Source organism: Lentzea sp. NPDC060358 (genome assembly GCF_042725365.1).
Taxonomy (GTDB): domain Bacteria; phylum Actinomycetota; class Actinomycetes; order Mycobacteriales; family Pseudonocardiaceae; genus Lentzea.
Map to the genome: position 1 here is coordinate 1 of NZ_JBHXCW010000148.1, position 19,783 is coordinate 19,783.

Consider the following 19,783-nt stretch of genomic DNA (forward strand, 5'->3'; position numbering starts at 1 on the left):
GGCCGTGGGCCTGCCCGGCGTTTCCGTGTCCGGGGAGTGTCGCGACGCCTCGGGTTCCTAGGTGGTCGGCACGAGCGAGTCGACGATCTTCTGCAGGTCCGACTCCTTGAGCAGCGGCGGGTTCGTGCCGCCACCGCCGCCCTCCAGGTCGCCGTTGACGACCAGCACGTGCAGCTTGCTGCTGCCGTTCAGCACGACGACCTTGAGCATTCCCTTGCTGGCCAGGCACTTGTTGCCGGACTGGGTGACGGTCGCGTCGACCTGCACGCCCTCGACGACGACCTTCTTGCCGTCCTTCTGGGTGTGCTCGATCTTCACCGGCTTGGGCTGCGTCACGTCGATCTTCGGGGTGCCGCCCGACGAGTAGTACTGGCCCGAGATGGCCTTGGTGAAGTCGGTCGCGGTCTGGTTGATGTCACCCTTGGGCAGCAGCGCGCCGCCGTTGGTGCCCTTGGTGAAGGGCTTGCCCTCGCACGTGTAGTCGCCATAGGAGGTGACGCCCGTCAGCGCGACGCCCTCGTACTTCTCGACCGGGATGCTGGCGTCCACGATGTCCCACGTCTTCGGGACCTCGTAGTTGTAACCCAGGGACGTCTTCACGCACTGCGCGCCGTCGGTCTTCGGGCACCCGGTGTCGGCGGGCGCCGAGGAGGACGTGGCCGGGGGCTGGGACGACGTGCTGGTGCCGCCCTGCGCGTTCGGGTCGTCGCTGGAGCGCGTGAGCAGGAACCACGTCAGGCCGCCGCCGACGAGCAGCACGAGGACCACCGCGCCTAGCACCAGCCAGAGCGTCTTCTTGTTCTTCGGCGGCTCGTCGTCGAAACCGCCGTACACGCCCAGGCCGCCGTAACCGCTGTAGCCCTGCTGCTGGTGCTGGAACCCGCCCTGCTGGGGGTAACCGCCCTGCTGGGGGTACTGGCCCTGCTGGGGGAAGCCACCGGTCTGCGGGTAGCCGCCGCCCTGGTAGTTCCCGCTGGGGAAGTCCCCCTGCTGCTGGCCCCAGCCCTGCTGGTCGTTCCAGCCGCCCTGTCCGCCACCTGGGTACGTCACGGGCAAACGGTACATCGTGGGTCCGACAGCCCTCTGAGCACCGCGAGCCCGCTCCGGCGGCTAGCCGGCCAGGAAGCTCAGCCGGACCGTGCGGACGGGGTTGTCGACGTTGGTGTCGACGAGGCAGATCGACTGCCACGTGCCGAGCGTCAGCACACCGCCCAGCACCGGGATCGTCGCGTAGGGCGGCACGAACGCGGGCATCACGTGGTCCCGGCCGTGGCCGGGGGTGCCGTGCCGGTGCCGCCACCGCACGTCGCGGGGCAGGACGCGCTCCAGCGCCGTCAGCAGGTCGTCGTCGCTGCCCGCACCAGTCTCGATGATCGCGACCCCCGCCGTGGCGTGCGGCACCCACACGTGCAGCAGGCCGTCGCCGGTCTCGTCCTCGAGGAACCGCTGGCACTCCCGCGTGAGGTCGTGGACGACCTCCTCGGCGCCGGTGCGGACCTGGATCTCCTCGCTGCGCATGACCCGAGATCTTACGAACGGCCGCCGGTACCGTCGCGCCATGCGCGTGCTCTTCGCCAGCATGGCCTCGGTCGGCCACACCTACCCGTTGGTCCCGCTCGCGGTCGCCCTGCGCGCCGCCGGGCACGAGGTGCACTTCGCGGTGGGCGAGGAGATGCACCCCGAGCTGGACCGGCTGGGACTGCGGCCGTTCCGCCCCGGCCTGGTGTTCGGCGAGATCTACGCCGAGGACATCGCCCCCGAGCTCGAACGCGTCCTGCCCGACCTGGTGATCAGCGGCTGGTCGGTGCCCGAGGTCTTCCGGGAGGCGCGGCGGCGGGCGTTCCCCGTGCTGTGGCACGGATTCGGGCGGATGTTCCCCGACGGCATCGGGCTGGTGCGGCCGGAGGGCGGCCGGCACCTCGACATCTGCCCGCCCTCGTTGCAGGACGAGGGGTTCACCGACGACCGCCTGCTGCTGCGGCCGGTGCCGCACGTGTCACCGGGCGAGGTGCCCGAGCGCACGCACGAGAAGCTCGTCTACGTCACGTTCGGGACCGTGTTCGGCACCCGGGACCTGCTGGAGACCGCCGTCGCGGGACTCGGCCGGCTCGACGTCCAGGTCGTCGCCGCCACGCCGGGGCGCTGGCTGGCGCAGGCCGAGGTCATCAGGCAGGCCGACGTCGTCATCCACCACGGCGGCAGCGGCACCATGCTGACCTCGCTGGCCGAGGGGGTCCCACAGGTCGTGCTGCCGCAGGGCGCCGACCAGCTCGGCAACGCGGAGGCGCTCGTGCGGGCGGGCGTGGCGATCCGGCCGGACGAGGCGGGCGTCGAGGCCGTCGCGGAGAGCGCGCGACAGGTGCTGCTGGACGACCGGTATCGGGAAGCCGCAGGTCAGGTGGCGGAAGAGATACGTCACATGCCGTCGCCGGACGAAGTCGCGACCGGGCTGGCGGACGTTGTGTAACACTGTTTTTTATGAGGGCAAGCCGCCTGCGCTTCGGGATGAACCTGTGGCCGCCGTTCCTGTTCGCCGGCATCCGCGTCGAGGAGATCTCGCCGGACTACCGGTATGCGCGCGTGCGGATGCGTCTGCGTCCGTGGAACCGCAACTTCTTCGGCACCCACTTCGGCGGCTCGCTGTTCGCGATGACCGACCCGTTCTGGGTGCTGCTGCTGTTCAACCAGCTCCGCGGCGAGCACGTCGTCTGGGACCGGGCCGGCGAGATCGAGTTCGTCGCGCCCGGCCGCGGCACCGTCACCGCGGAGTTCCGGCTGACCGACGCCCACGTCGAGCAGGTGCTGGAGCAGACCGGGTCCGGTGCGAAGGCCTTGATCTGGTTCGACACGGACGTCGTCGGGCAGGATGGGACCGTGATCGCGAGGGTGAGGAAGCAGGTCTACGCGCGCCGCAAGCGCGACACGAGGCTGACGCATGCGTGAGGCGTTCGGGGCGGTCTTCGACGTCCGGCCCGGCTACCTGAACACGGCGTCCATCGGCGTGCCCCCGCGGCACGTCGCCGACGCGGTCGCGGCCGCCCACGTGCGGTGGCGGCGCGGCGAGGACACGTCGTCCGCGTTCACCGAGGCCGTCGAGACCTCCCGCGCGGCCTTCGGGAAGCTCGTCGGGGTGCCCGCGGCGTCGGTGGCGTGCGGCGCCACGGTCTCGCAGTTCGCCTCCCTGGTCGCCCAGGCGTTGCCGGCGGGGTCGAAGGTCTGCGTCGAACCCGGTGAGTTCACCAGCGTCTCGCTGCCGTTCGTCGCGGCGGGACACCGGATCGTGTCCACAGTGGACGAGGCCGACCTCGTCGCCGTGAGCGTGGTGCAGTCGGCGGACGGCGCGATCGCGGACCTCGACGCGCTGCGGGCGTCCGGCAAACCGGTGTTCCTGGACGTGTCGCAGGCCGCCGGGTGGATGCCGTTGTCGTTGGCGTGGGCCGATTTCGTCGTCGGCGTGGCGTACAAGTGGCTGATGTCACCCCGCGGCGCCGCCTGGCTGGCGGTCCGTCCCGACCGGATGGACTCGCTGCGGCCGGTGGCCGCGAACTGGTACAGCACGGGCGAGAACTACGGCACCGAACTGCTGCTGCGCCCCGACGCACGCCGGTTCGACCTCTCGCCCACGTGGATCTCCCACGTCGGTGCGGCGGTCGCGTTGCCGTGGGTGGCCTCTTTGGACCTCGACGCCGTGCGCGCGCACTGCGTCGGCCTGACCGACCGGCTCCTCACCGGACTGGGGCTCGCGCCCACCGGATCGGCGATCGTCTCGATCGCCGGGCCTGCCGTCGAGGGCGTCGTCTCGTCGGTTCGCGCAGGTCGCACGCGGTTCGCATGTCACCTTTACAACACGATCGAGGACGTTGATCGGGTGCTCGAAGCGCTCGCGTGACTGCCGTCCGTTACCGTTGGTCCTTGTGTCGGATCCACGTCAGTCACCTGAAGAGGTGACACAGAACCTGCCTCGCTTCCCACCGAGGCCGACCGACACCGCGCCGCTGTACCCGGCCGACGAGCTGCAGAAGCTCCAGTCGATCATGGACAACCGCCAGGGGCACGTACCCGCCCCGCCGCCTCCGCCCCCGCGCAAGACGACGTGGGTGGGCAAGGCACTGGCGCTCGTCGGCGTCGCGGTGGTGTCGGGTTTCGTGTGGTGGGTGTTGCAGCCGTCGGACCCGGTGGACCAGCCGATCTCGCAACCGCAGAAGACCGCGGGGGAGTTCGAGTTCACCACCGTGGCGCAGTTGTCCGAGCCGGTGAAGGACAGCGACTGCGTCGCTCACGCGAGCGGCCAGACGCAGGCGTTCCTGAAAACCACGCCGTGCCTGCAACTGACCCGTGCGTTCTACACGGCGAAACTGCCCGACGGGCGGATCGTGTACTCGTCGGTGTCCGTGGTGAAGATGCGCACGGCGGACGAGGCGCGGCAGTTGCGGGAGCTCACCCAGAAGGACGGCACCGGCAACGTCAAGGACCTCGTCCTGGACAAGGCCATCAGCGTGCCGCCGCTGACCACGCTCGCCAACGGCGGCTACGCCTCCGAGCAGCGCGACCAGGAGGTCGTGATCGTCGAGTCGGACTCGCCGGTCAAGGGCGCCGACGCCCTCGCGCACAACAAGGAGATGAAGAGGGTCTCCGCGGACGCGATCAGGCTCGCGTCCTCGTTCCCGACGAGCTAGCCCGAGGCGACGCCCGGCATCGTGATCGATGCCGGGTTCGTGCCGGCGACCTTGCGCCACCGCGTCGCCCGCACGGCCGCCGCCGTCAGCGACTCGAGCGCCGACGTCCGCAGGGCCGAGTCGTCGGTCCGCTCCAGCACACCCCGCCACGCGGCGCAGGTGTCCTGCTCCACCGCGACCAGGGCCGCGAGCGCCGACGGCCCGTCCGAGACGGGCGCCGGCGGCAGGTAGGCCGCGGCCGGCGGGTTCGGCGTCGCGCCGCGGTCGCGCAGCCACCGCTCGGTCACGTCCCGGCGCGCCCGGTGCGCGTTCGAGCCCTCCGCGACGGCCGCCGCCTGGTTGCCCAGGAACGCCGACACGAGGCCGTAGGTCCACAACGCCGCGTGCTCGCTGCCGAGCGCGGTCTGGACGGAGTCCACGTTCACGCGAGCACCTCCCGCAGCGAGGCGCAGCCCGCGGCCACCGAGCCGACGAGGCCGGCGCGGTGGGCGGGCAGCGTGGCGACCAGGGCCGAGGCGTCGCGCACGGCGTCGTCCAGCGCGGTGCGCATGGCCGCCGCCGGGTCGGGAGGCGTCGGCGGTGAGGTGGGGACGGGCGGCGCCGTGGAGGACAGCGGCGGGCGCTCGCGGTCGACCTCGGCCTGCAGCAGGGAGGCGTGCGTCTCGCGGGCCTTCGCGATCTCGGCGGCCGCGGGGGTCGTCAGCGTCTGGGCGAGCTTGGCGTCCGCACGGGCCTGCGCCGCGAGGGCCGACAACGGGTCCGGCGGCGGTGGCGGGGCGGGCTCTGCGGTGCACGCCGCGGCGAGCGGTGCGGCGGCCACCGCGAGCAGCACACGGCGGCGGCTGACCGAATCGGAGATCACGCGGCCCCATATTGCCAGCACCCCCTGCGGGACGTGGGGGCGCGGTGGGAGCCCGGCGAACGAGATAGTCTGGTCGTCCACGGCCGCCGAAACACCGTCGGCCGGGGTTTCCATGCGTTCGAACTGAAGGAGTCACCACGTGTCCAGCCCGCCGCGCGGAGAGCTTTCCGCGCAGCTAGCACCCGTTGTGCGGGAAGCTCTCGAAGCCGCCGGCTTCGACCTCGACGCGCTCGACGTGAATCAGGCTGGGCGCCGCCGTCTGGTCAAGGTCGTCGTGGACGGTGAGGACGGCATCGGGCTCGACGAGGTCGCCGAGGCGAGCCGCGTGGTCTCCGCCGCGCTCGACGCGCACGACCACCTGATCAACGGGCCGTACACCCTCGAGGTCACCTCGCCGGGTGTCGACCGCCCGCTCACCCGCCCCCGCCACTGGAAGCGCGCGCACCTGCGCCTCGTGAAGGTCAAGCAGCCCGAGCAGGCCGAGTGGTTCGGCCGGGTCGGCGAGTGCGACGAGACCGGGGTCGAGCTGCTGCACCAGGGCGAGCTGCGGCGCGTGGACTACCGCCACATCGAACGCGCGGTCATGGAGATCGAGTTCAAGCAGCCGCCGGTCGAAGAACTGGCTCGGCTCACTCGCACAGCACCGGAGGAGGAGCCGAGGTGAACGTCGACATCGCCGCCCTGAGGGCGATCGAACGTGAAAAGGACATCCCCTTCGAGACGGTCCTGGAGGCGATCGAGTCAGCGCTGCTGACCGCCTACAAGCACACCGAAGGGCACCACTCGCACTCGCGCGTGGAGATCGACCGCAAGACGGGCGTCGTGCGCGTGCTCGCGCAGGAACTGGGTCCGGACGGCGTCGTGCAGGAGGAGTGGGACGACACCCCCGAGGGCTTCGGCCGCATCGCCGCCACGACCGCCCGCCAGGTCATCCTGCAGCGGCTGCGCGACGCCGAGCACGAGCGCACCTTCGGCGAGTTCGCCGCCAAGGAGGGCGAGATCATCGCCGGTGTCGTGCAGCGCGACGCGCGCGCGAACGCCCGCGGCATGGTCGTCGTCCAGGTGGGCGACACCGAGGGCGTGCTGCCGCCGGCCGAGCAGGTGCCGGGCGAGCAGTACAACCACGGTGAGCGCATCAAGTGCTACGTCGTGAGCGTCTCCCGCGGCGCGCGCGGGCCGCAGATCGCCCTCTCGCGGACGCACCCGAACCTCGTCCGGCGGCTGTTCGCCCTCGAGGTCCCGGAGATCGCGGACGGCACCGTGGAGATCCCCGCGGTGGCACGTGAGGCAGGTCACCGTTCGAAGATCGCGGTGAAATCAACGGTTGCCGGAGTGAACGCCAAGGGCGCCTGCATCGGCCCGATGGGGGCCCGTGTGCGCAACGTCATGCACGAGCTCGGTGGCGAGAAGATCGACATCATCGACCACTCCGACGACCCCGCCACTTTCGTCGGGAATGCATTGTCACCTGCGAAGGTTGTGTCGGTCAGGGTGCTCGACGAGCGCGCCAAGACCGCCCGCGTCGTGGTGCCCGACTTCCAGCTGTCGCTGGCGATCGGCAAGGAGGGCCAGAACGCCCGCCTGGCCGCCCGCCTGACCGGCTGGCGCATCGACATCCGCAGCGACGCGGAGTCGCCGGCCGCCGGTGCGGTCACATCCAGTTCGGCCGAATGAGCTCCAGGGGATAGACTCATCAACGGTTCAACGCCGGGTTCGACCACCCAACACATCGGCCCTGTTCGAACGTGCATCGGATGCCGTACCCGGACGTTGCCCTCTGAGCTGCTGCGTGTGGTCGCGGTGGACGGTTCGGTGGTTCCGGACCTCCGCAGGCGACTTCCTGGTCGGGGTGCATGGTTGCATTTCGATCTCGAATGTCTGCGCAACGCCGAGCGGCGACGGGCGTTCTCGCGGGCCTTGAAGGTCCAGGGAGCGCTCGACGTCGCCTTGTTGCGCGAGCACTTGGAGGAAGTGGCGGCACAGGAAGTCGGCCGGGGGACAGCCTCCCGGCCAGCAGGAAACAAGGAAGCAGGTCGACCCGTCATGAGTCAGCCGTGAAGCTGAAGACATGAACGCGCGACGATAAGACGAGGTCGATGGGACTTGCCCGCCGGCCTCACGACCAAGGAGAGCAGTGGCAGGCAAGGCCCGCGTGCACGAGCTCGCGAAAGAGCTCGGTGTTACGAGCAAGGAAGTTCTGAACAAGCTCGCCGAACAAGGCGAATACGTGAAGTCCGCGTCGTCCACCGTCGAGGCCCCCGTGGCCCGGCGGCTCCGCGACGCCTACGAGGCCAAGTCTTCGAAGCCGGCCCCCAAGCCGTCCGCTCCGAAGCCCAAGGCACCCGCACCCGCTGCTGCCGCAGCGCCCGCCGCCGCGGCGGAGTCGAAGCCGGCAGCCGACAGGCCCGCGGTCCCGAAGGCCTTCCCCGGCCCGAAGCCCGCGGCCCCGCGCCCGCCGGCACCGAAGCCCGCTCCGGCAGCTCCTGCCGCGCAGGCTCCCGCCGCGTCCGCACCCGCGCAGCCCTCGGCCCCGGCCGCCGCACCGGCACCCGCCGCGTCGGCTCCGGCCGCTCCGAAGGCAGCCCCGGCTCCCGGCGCCAAGCCGGGTGGCCCGCGTCCGGGCCCGCGCCCGGCTCCGCAGCAGCAGCCGCAGGCCCCGGCCGCGTCCGCTGGTCAGTCCCCGTCCGTGGTGCCGCCGCGCCCGCAGTCTCCCAAGCCTGCAGGCCCGCGTGCCCCGCGTCCGGGCAACAACCCCTTCGGCGTCGGTGGCGGCAACGCTCCCTCGCCGCGTCCCGGGCCCCGTCCGGGTCCGCGTCAGGACCAGGGCGAGCGCCCGTCCGGACCGAAGCCCGGCGACCCCCGTCCGGCGAACCCCCGTCCGAGCGGTGCCCCCGGTCAGGGCGGCCCGCGTCCGGCCGCGGCCCAGGGCGGTCCCCGTCCCGGTGGCCCCGGCCAGGGCGGTCCTCGTCCTGCCCCCGGTCAGGGCGGTCCTCGCCCGAACCCGGGCAACATGCCCCCGCGGCCGAACCCCGGCATGATGCCGGGCCGTCCGGCCGGTAACCGTCCTGGTCCCGGCGGTGGCGGCGGTGGCCGTCCCGGTGGTGGCGGCGGTCGTCCCGGTGGGGGCGGCGGCGGTGGCGGCTTCCGCGGCGGCGGTGGCGGCGGCGGAGGCGGTGGCTTCCGCGGCGGTGGCGGCGGTGGCGGCGGCGGTGGCTTCCGCCCCGGTGGCGGTGGTGGCGGTGGCGGTGGCTTCCGTCCCGGCGGTGGTGGCGGTGCCGGTGGCGGCGCCCCGGCCGGTGGCGGCGGTTTCCGCGGTCGTCCCGGTGGTGGCGGCGGCGCTGGCCGCGGCGGTACCGCCGGTGCCTTCGGTCGTCCGGGTGGTCCGGCGCGCCGTGGACGCAAGTCCAAGCGGCAGAAGCGCCAGGAGTACATGGACAACATGCAGGCGCCTTCGGTCGGCGGCGTCCGCCTGCCCAAGGGCAGTGGCGAGACGATCCGCCTGCCGCGCGGTGCCTCGCTGACCGACTTCGCCGACAAGATCAACGCCAACCCGGCGTCGCTCGTCCAGGTGCTGTTCCACCTGGGTGAGATGGTCACGGCGACGCAGTCGGTGTCCGACGAGATCCTCGAGCTCCTCGGCACGGAGATGAACTACGTCGTGCAGGTCGTGTCCCCCGAGGAGGAGGACCGCGAGCTGCTCGAGACGTTCGACATCACCTACGGCGAGGACGCCGGCGACGAGGAGGACCTGCAGGTCCGCCCGCCGGTCGTCACCGTCATGGGTCACGTCGACCACGGCAAGACCCGCCTGCTCGACACCATCCGCAAGGCGAAGGTGGCCGAGGGCGAGGCCGGCGGCATCACCCAGCACATCGGCGCGTACCAGGTGGAGACCGAGCTCGAGGGCAACCCGCGGCTCATCACCTTCATCGACACCCCGGGTCACGAGGCGTTCACCGCCATGCGTGCCCGTGGTGCGAACGCGACCGACATCGCGGTCATCGTCGTCGCGGCCGACGACGGTGTGATGCCCCAGACCGTGGAGGCCATCAACCACGCGCAGGCCGCTCAGGCGCCGATCGTGGTCGCGGTCAACAAGATCGACAAGGAGGGTGCGAACCCCTCCAAGATCCGCCAGCAGCTGACGGAGTACGGCCTCGTCGCCGAGGAGTACGGCGGCGACACGATGTTCGTCGACATCTCGGCCAAGCAGGGCATCAACATCGACAGCCTCCTCGAGGCCATCCTGTTGACCGCCGACGCTTCGCTGGACCTCCGGGCCAACCCGGACATGGAGGCCCAGGGCGTCGCGATCGAGGCGCACCTCGACCGCGGTCGTGGTCCGGTCGCCACCGTTCTCGTCCAGCGCGGATCGCTGCGCGTCGGCTCCTCGATCGTCGCGGGTGACGCGTACGGTCGCGTGCGCCGCATGGTCGACGAGCACGGCGACGACGTCACCGTCGCGACCCCGTCGCGTCCGGTGCAGGTGATCGGTCTGACCTCGGTGCCGCGCGCCGGTGACACGTTCCTCGTGGTCGAGGAGGACCGCGTCGCTCGCCAGATCGCCGAGCGTCGCCAGGCCCGCACTCGCAACGCGCTGAACGCCGCGAAGCGCAAGCGCGTCAGCCTGGAGGACCTGGACGCCGCGCTGAAGGAGACCAGCCAGCTCACCTTGATCATCAAGGGTGACAACTCGGGTACCGTCGAGGCCCTCGAGGACGCGCTCATGAAGATCGAGGTCGGCGACGACGTCGAACTGCGCGTGGTCCACCGCGGTGTCGGTGGCATCACCGAAGGCGACATCAACCTCGCCGTGGCCTCCTCCGCCATCGTCCTGGGCTTCAACGTCCGGGCCGAGGGCAAGGCGACCGAGCTCGCGAACCGCGAGGGCATCGACGTCCGCTACTACACGGTCATCTACCAGGCGATCGACGAGATCGAGGCGGCCCTCAAGGGTCTCCTCAAGCCGGAGTACGAAGAGGTCCAGCTCGGCCGCGCCGAGATCCGCGACGTCTTCAAGTCCTCCAAGGTCGGCACGATCGCGGGTTGCATGGTCCTGTCGGGCGAGATCCGCCGCAACGCCAGGGCGCGCCTGCTCCGTGACGGCAAGGTGATCGCGGAGAACCTCCCGATCAGCTCGCTCAAGCGGTTCAAGGACGACGCCACCGAGGTCCGCGAAGGTTTCGAGTGTGGTCTCACGCTCGGCAACTACAGCGACCTCAAGCTGGAAGACGTCATCGAGACCTACGAGATGCGCGAGAAGCCGCGCGCCTAGTCGGTCGAGGTGAGGGGTGCGGAGCCGTTTTAACCGGTGGCTCCGCACCCCTTTCTTCTGGAGGATCTTGCGCGTGTACGCAGGGATTCTGGAACTGGACGTGCTGCTCGGTGACGTCCACTCGTTGAAGGAGAAGCGTTCGCTCGTGCGGCCCGTGGTGGCCGAGCTGCGGCGGCGCTTCGAGGTCGCTGTCTCCGAGGCGGGTCACCTCGACCTGCACCGCCGGTCGCTGATCGGCGTGGCGGCGGTGGCCGCCGATCTGGAGCACGTCAGGGACGTCCTCGCCGGCTGTGAAAGGCTGGTCGCCGGACGGCCCGAACTGGAACTGCTCTCCGCCCGGACGCGTGTCGTCGGGCCGGAGGACGACTAGGAAGGGGAGGCTCGTGGCCGACACGGCACGTGCCCGCAAGCTCGCCAAGCGGATCTCGCAGATCGTCGCCTCCGCTTTGGAGCACGAGGTCAAGGACCCTCGGCTCGCCCGTGTCACGATCACCGACACCAAGGTGACCGGGGATCTGCACGACGCGACCGTGTACTACACCGTTCTGGGTGAGCGGCTGGACTCCGAGCCGGACCTGGCGGGGGCCGCTGCGGCTCTCGAGAAGGCCAAGGGCGTCCTGCGGTCGATGGTGGGGGCGCAGACCGGTGTCCGGTTCACGCCCACGCTCACGTTCGTGACCGACACCGTGCCGGACGCGGCCAGGAAGATGGACGAGCTGCTGGCCCGGGCGCAGGCCGCCGACGCCGAGGTGGCCCGCATCGCAGCCGGTGCCTCGCCCGCCGGTGAGGCGGACCCGTACAAGGCGCCTCGCGAGGACGAAGACGAGGACTGATTTCCGGCGCAGCAGGGCGGACGCGGTTGCCGTGTCCGCCCTGATGTCTTCGCGCCCGGAGACCGGATGGGAACTGTCCTGTCCGAGGGTGCCGGACAGCACATTCGGACGATCAGCGGCTAACGTCTCCCTGTGGCAGACGACCTGAGCACCACCCTTGCCGAGGCCGCGCGGTTGCTGGCCGACGCCCGCGACGTGACCCTGCTGAGTCACGTCAACCCCGACGCGGACACGCTCGGGAGTGCGTTGGCCGTGGGACTCGCGCTGCACCGGCGCGGTGTCCGGGTGCGCGTGGCGTTCGGCGAGCCGGAGGCCGTGCCGGAGAGCCTGCGGGCGCTGGACACGGCCGGGTTGCTGGTCCACCGAGACGAGGTGCCCGAGGTGCCGGAACTGCTGGTCGTCATGGACACCGGCAGCGTGGCGCGGCTGGGACCGCTGGGGGACAGGGTGGCCAACGCGCGCGGGCCCGTCATCGTCGTCGACCACCACGTGTCGAACACGCGCTACGGGACCGTCCACTGCGTCGACGCCGGAGCCGAGGCCACCGCGCTCATCGCGTTGAAGCTGCTGGACGAGATGGGCGCCGAGGTCGACGAGCCGATCGCCCGGTGCCTCTACGCCGGTCTGGTCACCGACACCGGCGGTTTCCGCAAGGCCGGGCCCGGCGCGCACGAGACCGCCGCCCGGCTGCTGAAGACCGGGGTCGACGCCCACAGCGTCACCCGGCCGTTGATGGACGCTCACCCGTTCGCGTACCTCGGCATGCTGTCGCAGGTGCTGGCGAAGGCGGAGCTGGACCGGACGGCCGCGGGCGGGCTGGGGCTGGTGCACGCCGTCGTGAGCCTCGAGGACGCGCGGGACGTGCGCAGCGAGGAGGTGGAGAGCGTGATCGACGTCGTGCGCTCCGCCTCGGAGGCCGAGGTGGCGGCCGTGCTGAAGGAGTTGCGCCCGGGGTACTGGTCCGTGTCGCTGCGGGCCGTGGGCGAGGTCGACGTGCGCGAGGTGGCGCAGGTCCTCGGGGGCGGGGGGCACCGGCTGGCGGCCGGGTTCACCTTCGACGGGGTCTCGGAGCAGGTCGTCGCCGCGCTGAAGGGTGCGTTGGAGCAGGTGGGGTCATGACACGGACGGGTAGTCCGCGGCTGCTGCGGGAGATCAACGACCGCGCCGCGATCGAGACGTTGCTGCGCAGCGGTGCGATGACGCGCGCCGAGCTGGAAGAGGTCATCGGGCTGTCGAAGCCCGCCACGGCCCAGCTGCTGGCGCGGCTCGAGGAGGACGGCATGGTCGTCCGCACCGGGCTGCGCGGTGGCGGGCGCGGGCCGCGGGCGCAGATGTGGGCCGTCAACGGCGGCGTCGGCCACGTGGCGGCGGTGGCGTTGTCGCCCGAGCTGATCGACGTGGTCGTCGCGGACATCACCGGGTCGCTGCTCGCCGAGCACAGCGCGCCGATGCCGAAGGAGCACACGCTCCGCGCGTTCCGCGAGACGGTGCAGAAGGCGGCGGCGCTGGCCGGGCTGCGGCTGGACGCGTTGTCGCACGTCGTCGTGGGCACGCCCGGCGCGGTGGACCCGTCGACCGGGCACCTCGGGTTCGCGCCGCACCTGCCGGGCCTGGTGGACGTCGACCTGCCGTCGACGCTGCGCGACCTGCTGGGCACGTCGGTGTCGATCGAGAACGACATCAACCTCGCCGCGCTGGAGGAGATGAGCTCCGGCCGGGCCGCGGGGGTGCGGAACTTCGTGCTGTTCTGGCCGGCGGACGAGATCGGGTCCGCGGTGGTGGTGAACGGGGTGCTGCTGCGCGGCGTCACGGGCGGCGCGGGCGAGATCGACTCGATGCAGATCCCCGGCGGCCGCTACGGCGACCTGGTCGACGGCGACGCGATCGTGGCGCTGGCGAAGTCGCACGGCATCACGGCCGAGTCCGGTCTGGGGGCCGTGGCGCACGCGCTGGCCTCGGGCGCCGAAGGGCGTGAGTTCCTGTCGGACCTCGCTCGCCGGATCGCCCTGGGGCTGGCGAACGTGGTGTGCGTGCTCGACCCGGAGCTGGTGCTGCTCTCGGGCGGGGTGGCGCAGGCCGGCGGCGAGACGCTGTGCGACCTGGTGGCGGCCGAGCTGCTGAAGCTGGTGGTGCCGCGCACGCCGGTGCGGCTCGCGCAGGTCACGGCGAGCCCGGTGCGGTCGGGGGCGCTGCACTCGGCGCTCGCGGTGGCGCGGGAACGGGTGTTCGGGCTGCCGCAGAGCTCGTGACGCGATGAGTGGCCGCCGTCACCGGACGGAAGCGCTTCCCACCACCTAGGTTCGACGGGTGGAGGATCGGGTTCCCGCTCGGCGGGTCATCGGGCTGGCGGTGCCCGCACTGGGGGTGCTGGCGGCCGAGCCGTTGTACGTGCTCGTCGACACGGCCGTGGTCGGGCACCTCGGGGCGTTGCCGCTCGCCGGGCTGGCGTTGGGCGGTGTGCTGCTCACGCAGGTCTCGACGCAGCTGACGTTCCTCTCGTACGGCACGACGGCGCGCACCGCCCGGTTGCACGGTGCGGGGCGGCGGCAGGAGGCCGTCGAGGAGGGGGTCCAGGCGACCTGGCTCGCGCTGGCGGCCGGCGTGCTCGTCGTGCTGCTGGGGCAGGTGTTCGCCCGGCCGCTGGCGGAGCTGCTCGCGGGCGGCGGGGCGGTCGCGGACGCGGCGGTGGAGTGGGTGCGCATCGCGTTGTTCGGTGCGCCGTTCATCCTCGTCACGATGGCCGGCAACGGGTGGATGCGCGGTGTCCAGGACACCAAGAGACCGCTCACGTACATCCTGATCGGCAACGGCATCAGCGCCGTGCTGTGCCCGGCGCTCGTCTACGGCGTGGGCTGGGGGCTGGAGGGCTCGGCGGTCGCCAACGTCGTGGCGCAGGTGCTGTCGGCGTCGCTCTTCTTCAAGGCGCTCATCGCCGAACGCGTGTCGTTGCGCCCGCAGTGGACGGCCATGCGCGCACAGCTCGGCATGGGGCGCGATCTGGTGCTGCGAAGCCTGGCGTTCCAGGCGTGCTTCATCAGTGCGGCTTCGGTGGCGGCACGGACGTCCGTCGGGGCGTTGGGCGCCCATCAGGTCGTGTTGCAGCTGTGGACGTTTCTCGCGCTCGTGCTCGACTCGCTGGCGATCGCGGCGCAGTCGCTCGTCGGTGCGGCGCTGGGCGCGTCGCGGCGCAAGCAGGCCGAGAGGCTCGCGTGGCAGGTCACGCGGTACGGGCTGGTGTTCGGCATCGGGCTCGGGGTCCTGTTCGCGGCGCTGTTCACCGTGCTGCCGCGGGCGTTCACCTCCGACGCCGGGGTGCTCGGCGAGATCCCGCACGCCTGGTGGTTCTTCGTCGCGCTGCAACCGGTCGCGGGCGTGGTGTTCGCGCTCGACGGGGTGCTGCTCGGCGCGGGTGACGTGAGGTTCATGCGCACGGCGACGCTCGGGTCCGCGGTGGTCGGGTTCCTGCCGCTCGTGTGGGCCTCGTACGTGTTCGGGTGGGGGCTCGCCGGGATCTGGACGGGCTTGTCGCTGTTCATGCTGCTGCGGCTCGTGGCGGTCGTCTGGCGGACCCGGTCGGGCGAGTGGGCCGTGGAGGGCGCGGTCCGCTAGCAGGGCCGCTCACAGGCGTTCGCCCTGATCGGGCGCTGTGGTCGACCTCACGGCATGGAAACGTCACCCAAAAGGTTGTTTAGGCGATGTAACTAATGCCCGCCCACCCCGACCTGGGAGAGTGTCGTCTTGCCGTCGGTCCGCCGAACTGGTTTTGGCAGCGCTACCCGCGCATCGTGGCTGATCTGGACCACCGCCGTACTCGTCTACTTCGCCGCCCTGTTCCACCGGACCACGCTCGGCGTGGCCGGGCTGGAGGCGAGCGAGCGCTTCGGGCTCGGACCCGCGCAGCTCGGCGTGTTCACCGTGCTGCAGATCGGTGTCTACGCCCTCATGCAGATCCCCACCGGCCTGCTCGTGGACCGCTACGGGCCGCGCCGGGTCCTCACCGCCGCCGCGCTGCTCATGGGCACCGGCCAGGTGCTCTTCGCCGTCGCCGACTCCTACGGCCTCGGGCTCGTCGCCCGCGCCGTGCTGGGCATGGGCGACGCGATGACGTTCATCAGCGTCATCCGGCTCGTCGCCTCGCACTTCCCGCCGCGCCAGTACTCGCTCGTCGTGGCGGTCACGGCCGCGATCGGCGGCGTCGGCAACCTCGTCGCCACCGTGCCGCTGACGCTCCTGCTCGGCTCGGTCGGCTGGACGTGGGCGTTCCTCGTCGCCGGTGGCGTGACCGCGCTGTACTCGGCCGTGGCGTTCCTGCGGGTGCGCGACGTGCCCGCCGGGGTCGTGGCGCCGAAGCCGGAACCCGTGCCGTTGCGCAAGATCTGGCCGAAGGTGCGGCAGGCGTGGAGCGTCCCCGGCACCCGGCTCGGGTTCTGGGCGCACTTCAGCACGATGTCCACGCCGGCCGTCATCGGCCTGCTGTGGGGCTACCCGTACCTCGTGCAGGCGCAGGGGATGTCCGCCAAGGCCGCGTCGTCCACGCTCGGCCTGCTGGTCATCGGTGCGATCGTGGCCAGCCCGATCATCGGCGGCCTGTTCTCCCGCAACCCCGAGTGGCGCATGCCGATCTCGGTCGGGTTCCTGGCGTTCGCGCTGGCCGGGTGGGCCGTGCTGCTGCTGTGGCCGGGCGGGCGCGTGCCGGCGCCGGTCATCGCCGCGGTGTTCCTCGTGCTCACCGTCGGCGGGCCGATCTCGGGCGTGGCGTTCGCCCTCGCCCGCGACTACAACCCCTCGCACCGCCAGTCCACGGCGAGCGGCCTGGTCAACGTCGGCGGCTTCCTCGCCGTGACGGTGACCGCGCTGGGCGTCGGCGTGCTGCTGGACCTCGTCGAAGGGGTGCTCGCCCCGCAGACGGCGTTCCGCATCGCGCTGAGCTTCTGCGTCGTGGTGCTCGTCGTCGGTGGCTGGCGCATGCTCGTGTGGTGGCGACGCGCGCGTGCCGCCGTGTTCGAGGCCGAGGAGCGCGGGGAGACGGTGCCCGTGCAGATCCGGCGTCGTCGCTGGGACGCTCTGCGCGTCGCTTAAGCTTCTCCGCCGTGAAACCCTCTGTTGCACCGGGCCTGGTCGTCGTCGACAAGCCGGACGGCATGACCTCGCACGACGTGGTGGCGCGTGTGCGCAGGATCCTCGGCACCCGCAAGGTCGGGCACGCCGGCACGCTCGACCCGATGGCGACCGGTGTGCTCGTGCTCGGCATCGAGCGCGCCACCAAGCTCCTCGGCCACCTCGCGCTCGACAGCAAGGCCTACCTCGCCACGATCGTGCTCGGCGCCTCCACCACCACGGACGACGCCGAGGGCGAGGTGCTGTCCACTGAGGACGCTTCGGGGGTCTCGGACGAGGCGGTCGCCGCCGAGGTCGCGAAGCTGACCGGCGCGATCCAGCAGGTGCCGTCGTCGGTCTCCGCGGTGAAGATCGACGGCAAGCGCGCCTACGCCCGCGTGCGTGCCGGCGAAGAGGTCGAGATCCCCGCGCGGCCGGTGACGGTGCATCGGTTCGACGTGCTGTTCTCGCGGCGTGAGGACAAGACGGTCCTGCTCGACGTGATGGTCGAGTGCTCCTCCGGCACGTACGTGCGTGCGCTGGCCCGCGACCTCGGCGCCGCGCTCGGCGTCGGCGGGCACCTGGGCGCGTTGCGGCGCACCAGGGTCGGCCCGTTCGACCTGCGCGTGGCGCGCACGCTGCAGCAGCTGGAGGACACGCCCGGCCTGTCGCTCGACCTCGACGCCGCCGTCGCCACGGCGTTCCCGCGCCGCGAGATCGACCCGGCGGAGGCGTCGGCGCTCTCGCACGGGCAGCGGCTGCGCGCGGGCGGCATCGACGGCACCTACGGCGTGTTCGGGCCCGACGGCCACGTCATCGCCCTGGCCAAGGACGAGGGCACCGCCTGCAAGCCCGTGGTCGTGCTCAGCCCGGCCGGCTGAGCGGGGGCGCGACCGGGTGCCGAGCAGCGGACCAGGAGACCGACGTAGGCTGATCACCGTGCAACGCTGGCGCGGTCTCGACCACCTCCCCGGCGGCTGGGGCCGCTGCGTGGTCACCATCGGGGTCTTCGACGGTGTCCACAAAGGGCATCAGGCGCTCATCGGCAGGGCCGTCGAGCTCGCCGGGGAGCGCGGGCTGCCGTCGGTGCTGATGACGTTCGACCCGCACCCGTCCGAGGTGGTGCGCCCCGGCAGCCACCCCGCGCAGCTCACCACGCTGCGCCGCCGGGCCGCGCTGGTCGAGGAGCTCGGCATCGACCACTTCGTCGTCGTGCCGTTCAGCCTCGAGACCTCCCGGATGCCCGCCGACGAGTTCGTGCACGAGGTCCTGGTGGAGAAGTTGCACGCGGCGGCGGTCGTCGTCGGCGAGAACTTCACCTTCGGGCACAAGGCAGCCGGTACCGTCGCGTTGCTGCGCCAGCTCGGGCAGCGGTTCGGATTCGCGACCGAGGGGGCTGATCTGGTGTCCGCAGACGAGGTGACCTACTCGTCCACCTACGTCCGCGCGTGCATCGACGCGGGGGACGTGAAGGCGGCGGCCGAGGCGCTGGGGCGCCCGCACCGTCTGGAAGGGATCGTCGTCAAGGGCGACGGGCGGGGCAAGGACCTGGGGTTCCCGACCGCCAACCTGTCGACGCCGAAGTTCGCCGCGGTGCCGGCGGACGGCATCTACGCGTGCTGGTTCACCGACGCCAGGGGCGAGAAGCTCAAGGCCGCGGTGAGCGTGGGGACCAACCCCACGTTCTCCGGCCGGGAGCGCCGCGTCGAGGCGTTCGTGCTGGACGTCGACGAGGACTACTACGGCCAGCGGGTCGCCGTGGACTTCGTCGAGCGGCTGCGCGAGATGGAGAAGTACGACTCCGTCGAGGCCCTGCTCGAGCAGATGCACCGCGACGTGGACCGAACGAGGGAACTGCTGGCCGACTCCTGAACGTCAGATCAGGCGAAAAGGGCATCCGGGAGCCGCTGTGCTGGCAGGATGCGGGGCAGTGTGCGGGCTACGGGAGAGGCCAACGGTGGAGGACCACAAGATCGTGCAGCGCAACCTCGCGCTTCAGCGGGAGTGGTACGGGGAGCCCTTGGGTGACCGGGTGCGCCGTCTGGTCGTGGCCTTCAACGTGTCGCAGGCGCAGCTCGCGGACGTGCTGGGGATCAGCGCGCCGATGCTCAGCCAGGTGATGAGCGGCCGGCGCGCCAAGATCGGCAACCCGTCCGTGCTCGCCCGCATGATCATGCTGGAGCGCAAGGTCCTCACGCCGGACGTGGCGACCGGGGCGCCGGAGGCGTTGCAGCGCGCGCTCGACGACGTGCGCGACTCCAAGCCGACGGTGTCCCGCGACTCGCTGCCGGTCAACGGCGACGAGAGCGCCGCCTACCCCGTGCTGCGCCGGGTGGCCGACCGCTCCGAGCTGCAGCAGGCCGCCGACCTGCTCTCCGACGAGTTCCCGGCCATCGCCGACCTGTTCCGCCGGGTCATCCGGGCCGCCGGCAGGTGACGCCGCCCGGTGCGTCACCGCCTAAATGAGTTGGCAACTCCGGCGGTTCGCACGACACTGGTCTCGTGCACCCGAGGGTGGCGCAAGCCGTCCGGGGTGGTGCTCGTGAGCAGCGCCGACGGCCTCCACGCACCCGTGCCGCGGGTGGGGTTGCGCACGTCAGCGCGCCGCTGAGCACGGTGCCTGATAGCCTTCGCAGTTGGGTCTGGCTGCGGTCCGTGGCGGCCAGCACCGGCTACCCCGGCCAGCAATTCGGCGGGCGTGGGGCCGCACGGACCTGAACAAGTAGGAGAAAGACCTAGTGGCACTGTCCACGGAGCAGAAGAAGTCCATCCTCGGCGAGTACGGTCTGCACGACTCGGACACCGGCTCGACCGAGGCGCAGGTGGCCCTGCTGAGCAAGCGCATCGCGGACCTCACGGAGCACCTCAAGCAGCACAAGCACGACCACCACTCCCGCCGTGGTCTCCTGCTGATGGTCGGCCGTCGCCGCCGTCTGCTGAACTACCTGACCAAGGTGGACATCAACCGCTACCGCGCGCTGATCCAGCGCCTCGGTCTGCGCAGGTGATTCACGCCGAGGGGGAGTGACCGGCCGGTCAC

At 71.6% G+C, this 19,783-nt stretch carries 22 protein-coding genes; 18 read left to right on the forward strand and 4 right to left on the reverse strand.

The annotated features are described in order from the left end of the window. Window positions 1-57: 57 nt before the first annotated feature. A complete protein-coding gene (locus ACFWGZ_RS26955) occupies window positions 58-1,050 on the reverse strand; it encodes a hypothetical protein (protein WP_382454366.1) in 993 nt (330 codons plus the stop codon). Between the two features lie 60 nt (window positions 1,051-1,110). Beyond that, complete coding sequence (locus tag ACFWGZ_RS26960; RefSeq protein WP_382454367.1) at window positions 1,111-1,518, reverse strand: YjbQ family protein; 408 nt, start codon at window positions 1,516-1,518, stop codon at window positions 1,111-1,113. Window positions 1,519-1,558: 40 nt separating this feature from the next. Between ACFWGZ_RS26960 and ACFWGZ_RS26965 the strand changes: the two genes are divergently transcribed. The 4 genes from ACFWGZ_RS26965 to ACFWGZ_RS26980 are packed head-to-tail and all read left to right on the forward strand — an operon-like array spanning window position 1,559 to window position 4,676. Beyond that, window positions 1,559-2,467, forward strand: a complete 909-nt coding sequence (locus tag ACFWGZ_RS26965; RefSeq protein ID WP_382454368.1) for a glycosyltransferase — start codon at window positions 1,559-1,561, stop codon at window positions 2,465-2,467. Between the two features lie 11 nt (window positions 2,468-2,478). After that, the gene (locus ACFWGZ_RS26970; RefSeq protein ID WP_382454369.1) at window positions 2,479-2,943 is read left to right on the forward strand and encodes a DUF4442 domain-containing protein; all 465 of its coding nucleotides are present in this window, start codon (window positions 2,479-2,481) and stop codon (window positions 2,941-2,943) included. After that, window positions 2,936-3,889: an aminotransferase class V-fold PLP-dependent enzyme gene (locus tag ACFWGZ_RS26975; protein WP_382454370.1), complete on the forward strand. Its 954-nt coding sequence runs from the start codon at window positions 2,936-2,938 to the stop codon at window positions 3,887-3,889. The genes ACFWGZ_RS26970 and ACFWGZ_RS26975 overlap by 8 nt, the downstream gene beginning before the upstream one ends. 55 nt (window positions 3,890-3,944) lie before the next feature. Beyond that, a complete protein-coding gene (locus ACFWGZ_RS26980; protein WP_382454371.1) occupies window positions 3,945-4,676 on the forward strand; it encodes a hypothetical protein in 732 nt (243 codons plus the stop codon). Here the strand turns inward: ACFWGZ_RS26980 and ACFWGZ_RS26985 are convergent. Together ACFWGZ_RS26985 and ACFWGZ_RS26990 are read right to left on the reverse strand one after the other, a co-directional pair. After that, complete coding sequence (locus tag ACFWGZ_RS26985) at window positions 4,673-5,101, reverse strand: ferritin-like domain-containing protein (RefSeq protein WP_382454372.1); 429 nt, start codon at window positions 5,099-5,101, stop codon at window positions 4,673-4,675. The genes ACFWGZ_RS26980 and ACFWGZ_RS26985 overlap by 4 nt on opposite strands. Next, complete coding sequence (locus ACFWGZ_RS26990; protein WP_382454373.1) at window positions 5,098-5,619, reverse strand: hypothetical protein; 522 nt, start codon at window positions 5,617-5,619, stop codon at window positions 5,098-5,100. The genes ACFWGZ_RS26985 and ACFWGZ_RS26990 overlap by 4 nt, the downstream gene beginning before the upstream one ends. A gap of 58 nt (window positions 5,620-5,677) precedes the next feature. Between ACFWGZ_RS26990 and rimP the strand changes: the two genes are divergently transcribed. The 14 genes from rimP to rpsO all read left to right on the forward strand — a co-directional run bounded on the left by rimP (window position 5,678) and on the right by rpsO (window position 19,751). Further along, entirely contained in the window at window positions 5,678-6,202 is a 525-nt protein-coding gene (gene rimP / locus ACFWGZ_RS26995; protein WP_382454374.1) for a ribosome maturation factor RimP, read from the forward strand. Then, window positions 6,199-7,212: a transcription termination factor NusA gene (gene nusA / locus ACFWGZ_RS27000; RefSeq protein ID WP_382454375.1), complete on the forward strand. Its 1,014-nt coding sequence runs from the start codon at window positions 6,199-6,201 to the stop codon at window positions 7,210-7,212. Before rimP ends, nusA begins: the two co-directional genes overlap by 4 nt. Window positions 7,213-7,338: 126 nt before the next feature. Beyond that, window positions 7,339-7,596, forward strand: a complete 258-nt coding sequence (locus tag ACFWGZ_RS27005; RefSeq protein WP_382454386.1) for a YlxR family protein — start codon at window positions 7,339-7,341, stop codon at window positions 7,594-7,596. Window positions 7,597-7,672: 76 nt separating this feature from the next. After that, window positions 7,673-10,813 (forward strand): translation initiation factor IF-2, encoded by a 3,141-nt coding sequence (gene infB, locus ACFWGZ_RS27010; protein ID WP_382454376.1) that lies wholly within the window; start codon window positions 7,673-7,675, stop codon window positions 10,811-10,813. 73 nt (window positions 10,814-10,886) lie between these two features. Next, window positions 10,887-11,183, forward strand: a complete 297-nt coding sequence (locus ACFWGZ_RS27015) for a DUF503 domain-containing protein (protein WP_382454377.1) — start codon at window positions 10,887-10,889, stop codon at window positions 11,181-11,183. 13 nt (window positions 11,184-11,196) lie between these two features. Next, the gene (gene rbfA, locus ACFWGZ_RS27020; protein ID WP_382454378.1) at window positions 11,197-11,646 is read left to right on the forward strand and encodes a 30S ribosome-binding factor RbfA; all 450 of its coding nucleotides are present in this window, start codon (window positions 11,197-11,199) and stop codon (window positions 11,644-11,646) included. A 132-nt stretch (window positions 11,647-11,778) separates the two neighbouring features. Continuing rightward, window positions 11,779-12,765 (forward strand): bifunctional oligoribonuclease/PAP phosphatase NrnA, encoded by a 987-nt coding sequence (locus tag ACFWGZ_RS27025; RefSeq protein ID WP_382454379.1) that lies wholly within the window; start codon window positions 11,779-11,781, stop codon window positions 12,763-12,765. Further along, on the forward strand, window positions 12,762-13,895 hold the full coding sequence (locus ACFWGZ_RS27030; protein ID WP_382454380.1) for an ROK family protein: 1,134 nt from the start codon (window positions 12,762-12,764) through the stop codon (window positions 13,893-13,895). The genes ACFWGZ_RS27025 and ACFWGZ_RS27030 overlap by 4 nt, the downstream gene beginning before the upstream one ends. Before the next feature lie 58 nt (window positions 13,896-13,953). Beyond that, on the forward strand, window positions 13,954-15,255 hold the full coding sequence (locus tag ACFWGZ_RS27035; RefSeq protein WP_382454381.1) for an MATE family efflux transporter: 1,302 nt from the start codon (window positions 13,954-13,956) through the stop codon (window positions 15,253-15,255). 129 nt (window positions 15,256-15,384) lie between these two features. Beyond that, window positions 15,385-16,725 carry a nitrate/nitrite transporter gene (locus ACFWGZ_RS27040; RefSeq protein ID WP_382454382.1) on the forward strand — a complete coding sequence of 447 codons (1,341 nt, stop codon included), beginning with the start codon at window positions 15,385-15,387 and terminating at the stop codon, window positions 16,723-16,725. An 11-nt stretch (window positions 16,726-16,736) separates the two neighbouring features. Next, window positions 16,737-17,624, forward strand: coding sequence for a tRNA pseudouridine(55) synthase TruB (gene truB / locus ACFWGZ_RS27045; protein WP_382454383.1), 888 nt, complete (start codon window positions 16,737-16,739; stop codon window positions 17,622-17,624). A 58-nt stretch (window positions 17,625-17,682) separates the two neighbouring features. Further along, window positions 17,683-18,615, forward strand: coding sequence for a bifunctional riboflavin kinase/FAD synthetase (locus ACFWGZ_RS27050; RefSeq protein WP_382454384.1), 933 nt, complete (start codon window positions 17,683-17,685; stop codon window positions 18,613-18,615). A gap of 85 nt (window positions 18,616-18,700) precedes the next feature. Further along, a complete protein-coding gene (locus ACFWGZ_RS27055) occupies window positions 18,701-19,180 on the forward strand; it encodes a helix-turn-helix domain-containing protein (RefSeq protein ID WP_382454385.1) in 480 nt (159 codons plus the stop codon). 301 nt (window positions 19,181-19,481) lie between these two features. Beyond that, window positions 19,482-19,751, forward strand: coding sequence for a 30S ribosomal protein S15 (gene rpsO / locus ACFWGZ_RS27060; RefSeq protein ID WP_030471762.1), 270 nt, complete (start codon window positions 19,482-19,484; stop codon window positions 19,749-19,751). Window positions 19,752-19,783: the final 32 nt, after the last annotated feature.

What these genes read in the sequence shown, in the direction of transcription:
- ACFWGZ_RS26960 (WP_382454367.1), bottom strand. Translation starts at nt 1,518, where the DNA reads ATGCGCAGCGAGGAGATCCAGGTCCGCACCGGCGCCGAGGAGGTCGTC.
- ACFWGZ_RS26965 (WP_382454368.1), top strand. Translation starts at nt 1,559, where the DNA reads ATGCGCGTGCTCTTCGCCAGCATGGCCTCGGTCGGCCACACCTACCCG.
- ACFWGZ_RS26970 (WP_382454369.1), top strand. Translation starts at nt 2,479, where the DNA reads ATGAGGGCAAGCCGCCTGCGCTTCGGGATGAACCTGTGGCCGCCGTTC.
- ACFWGZ_RS26975 (WP_382454370.1), top strand. Translation starts at nt 2,936, where the DNA reads ATGCGTGAGGCGTTCGGGGCGGTCTTCGACGTCCGGCCCGGCTACCTG.
- ACFWGZ_RS27030 (WP_382454380.1), top strand. Translation starts at nt 12,762, where the DNA reads ATGACACGGACGGGTAGTCCGCGGCTGCTGCGGGAGATCAACGACCGC.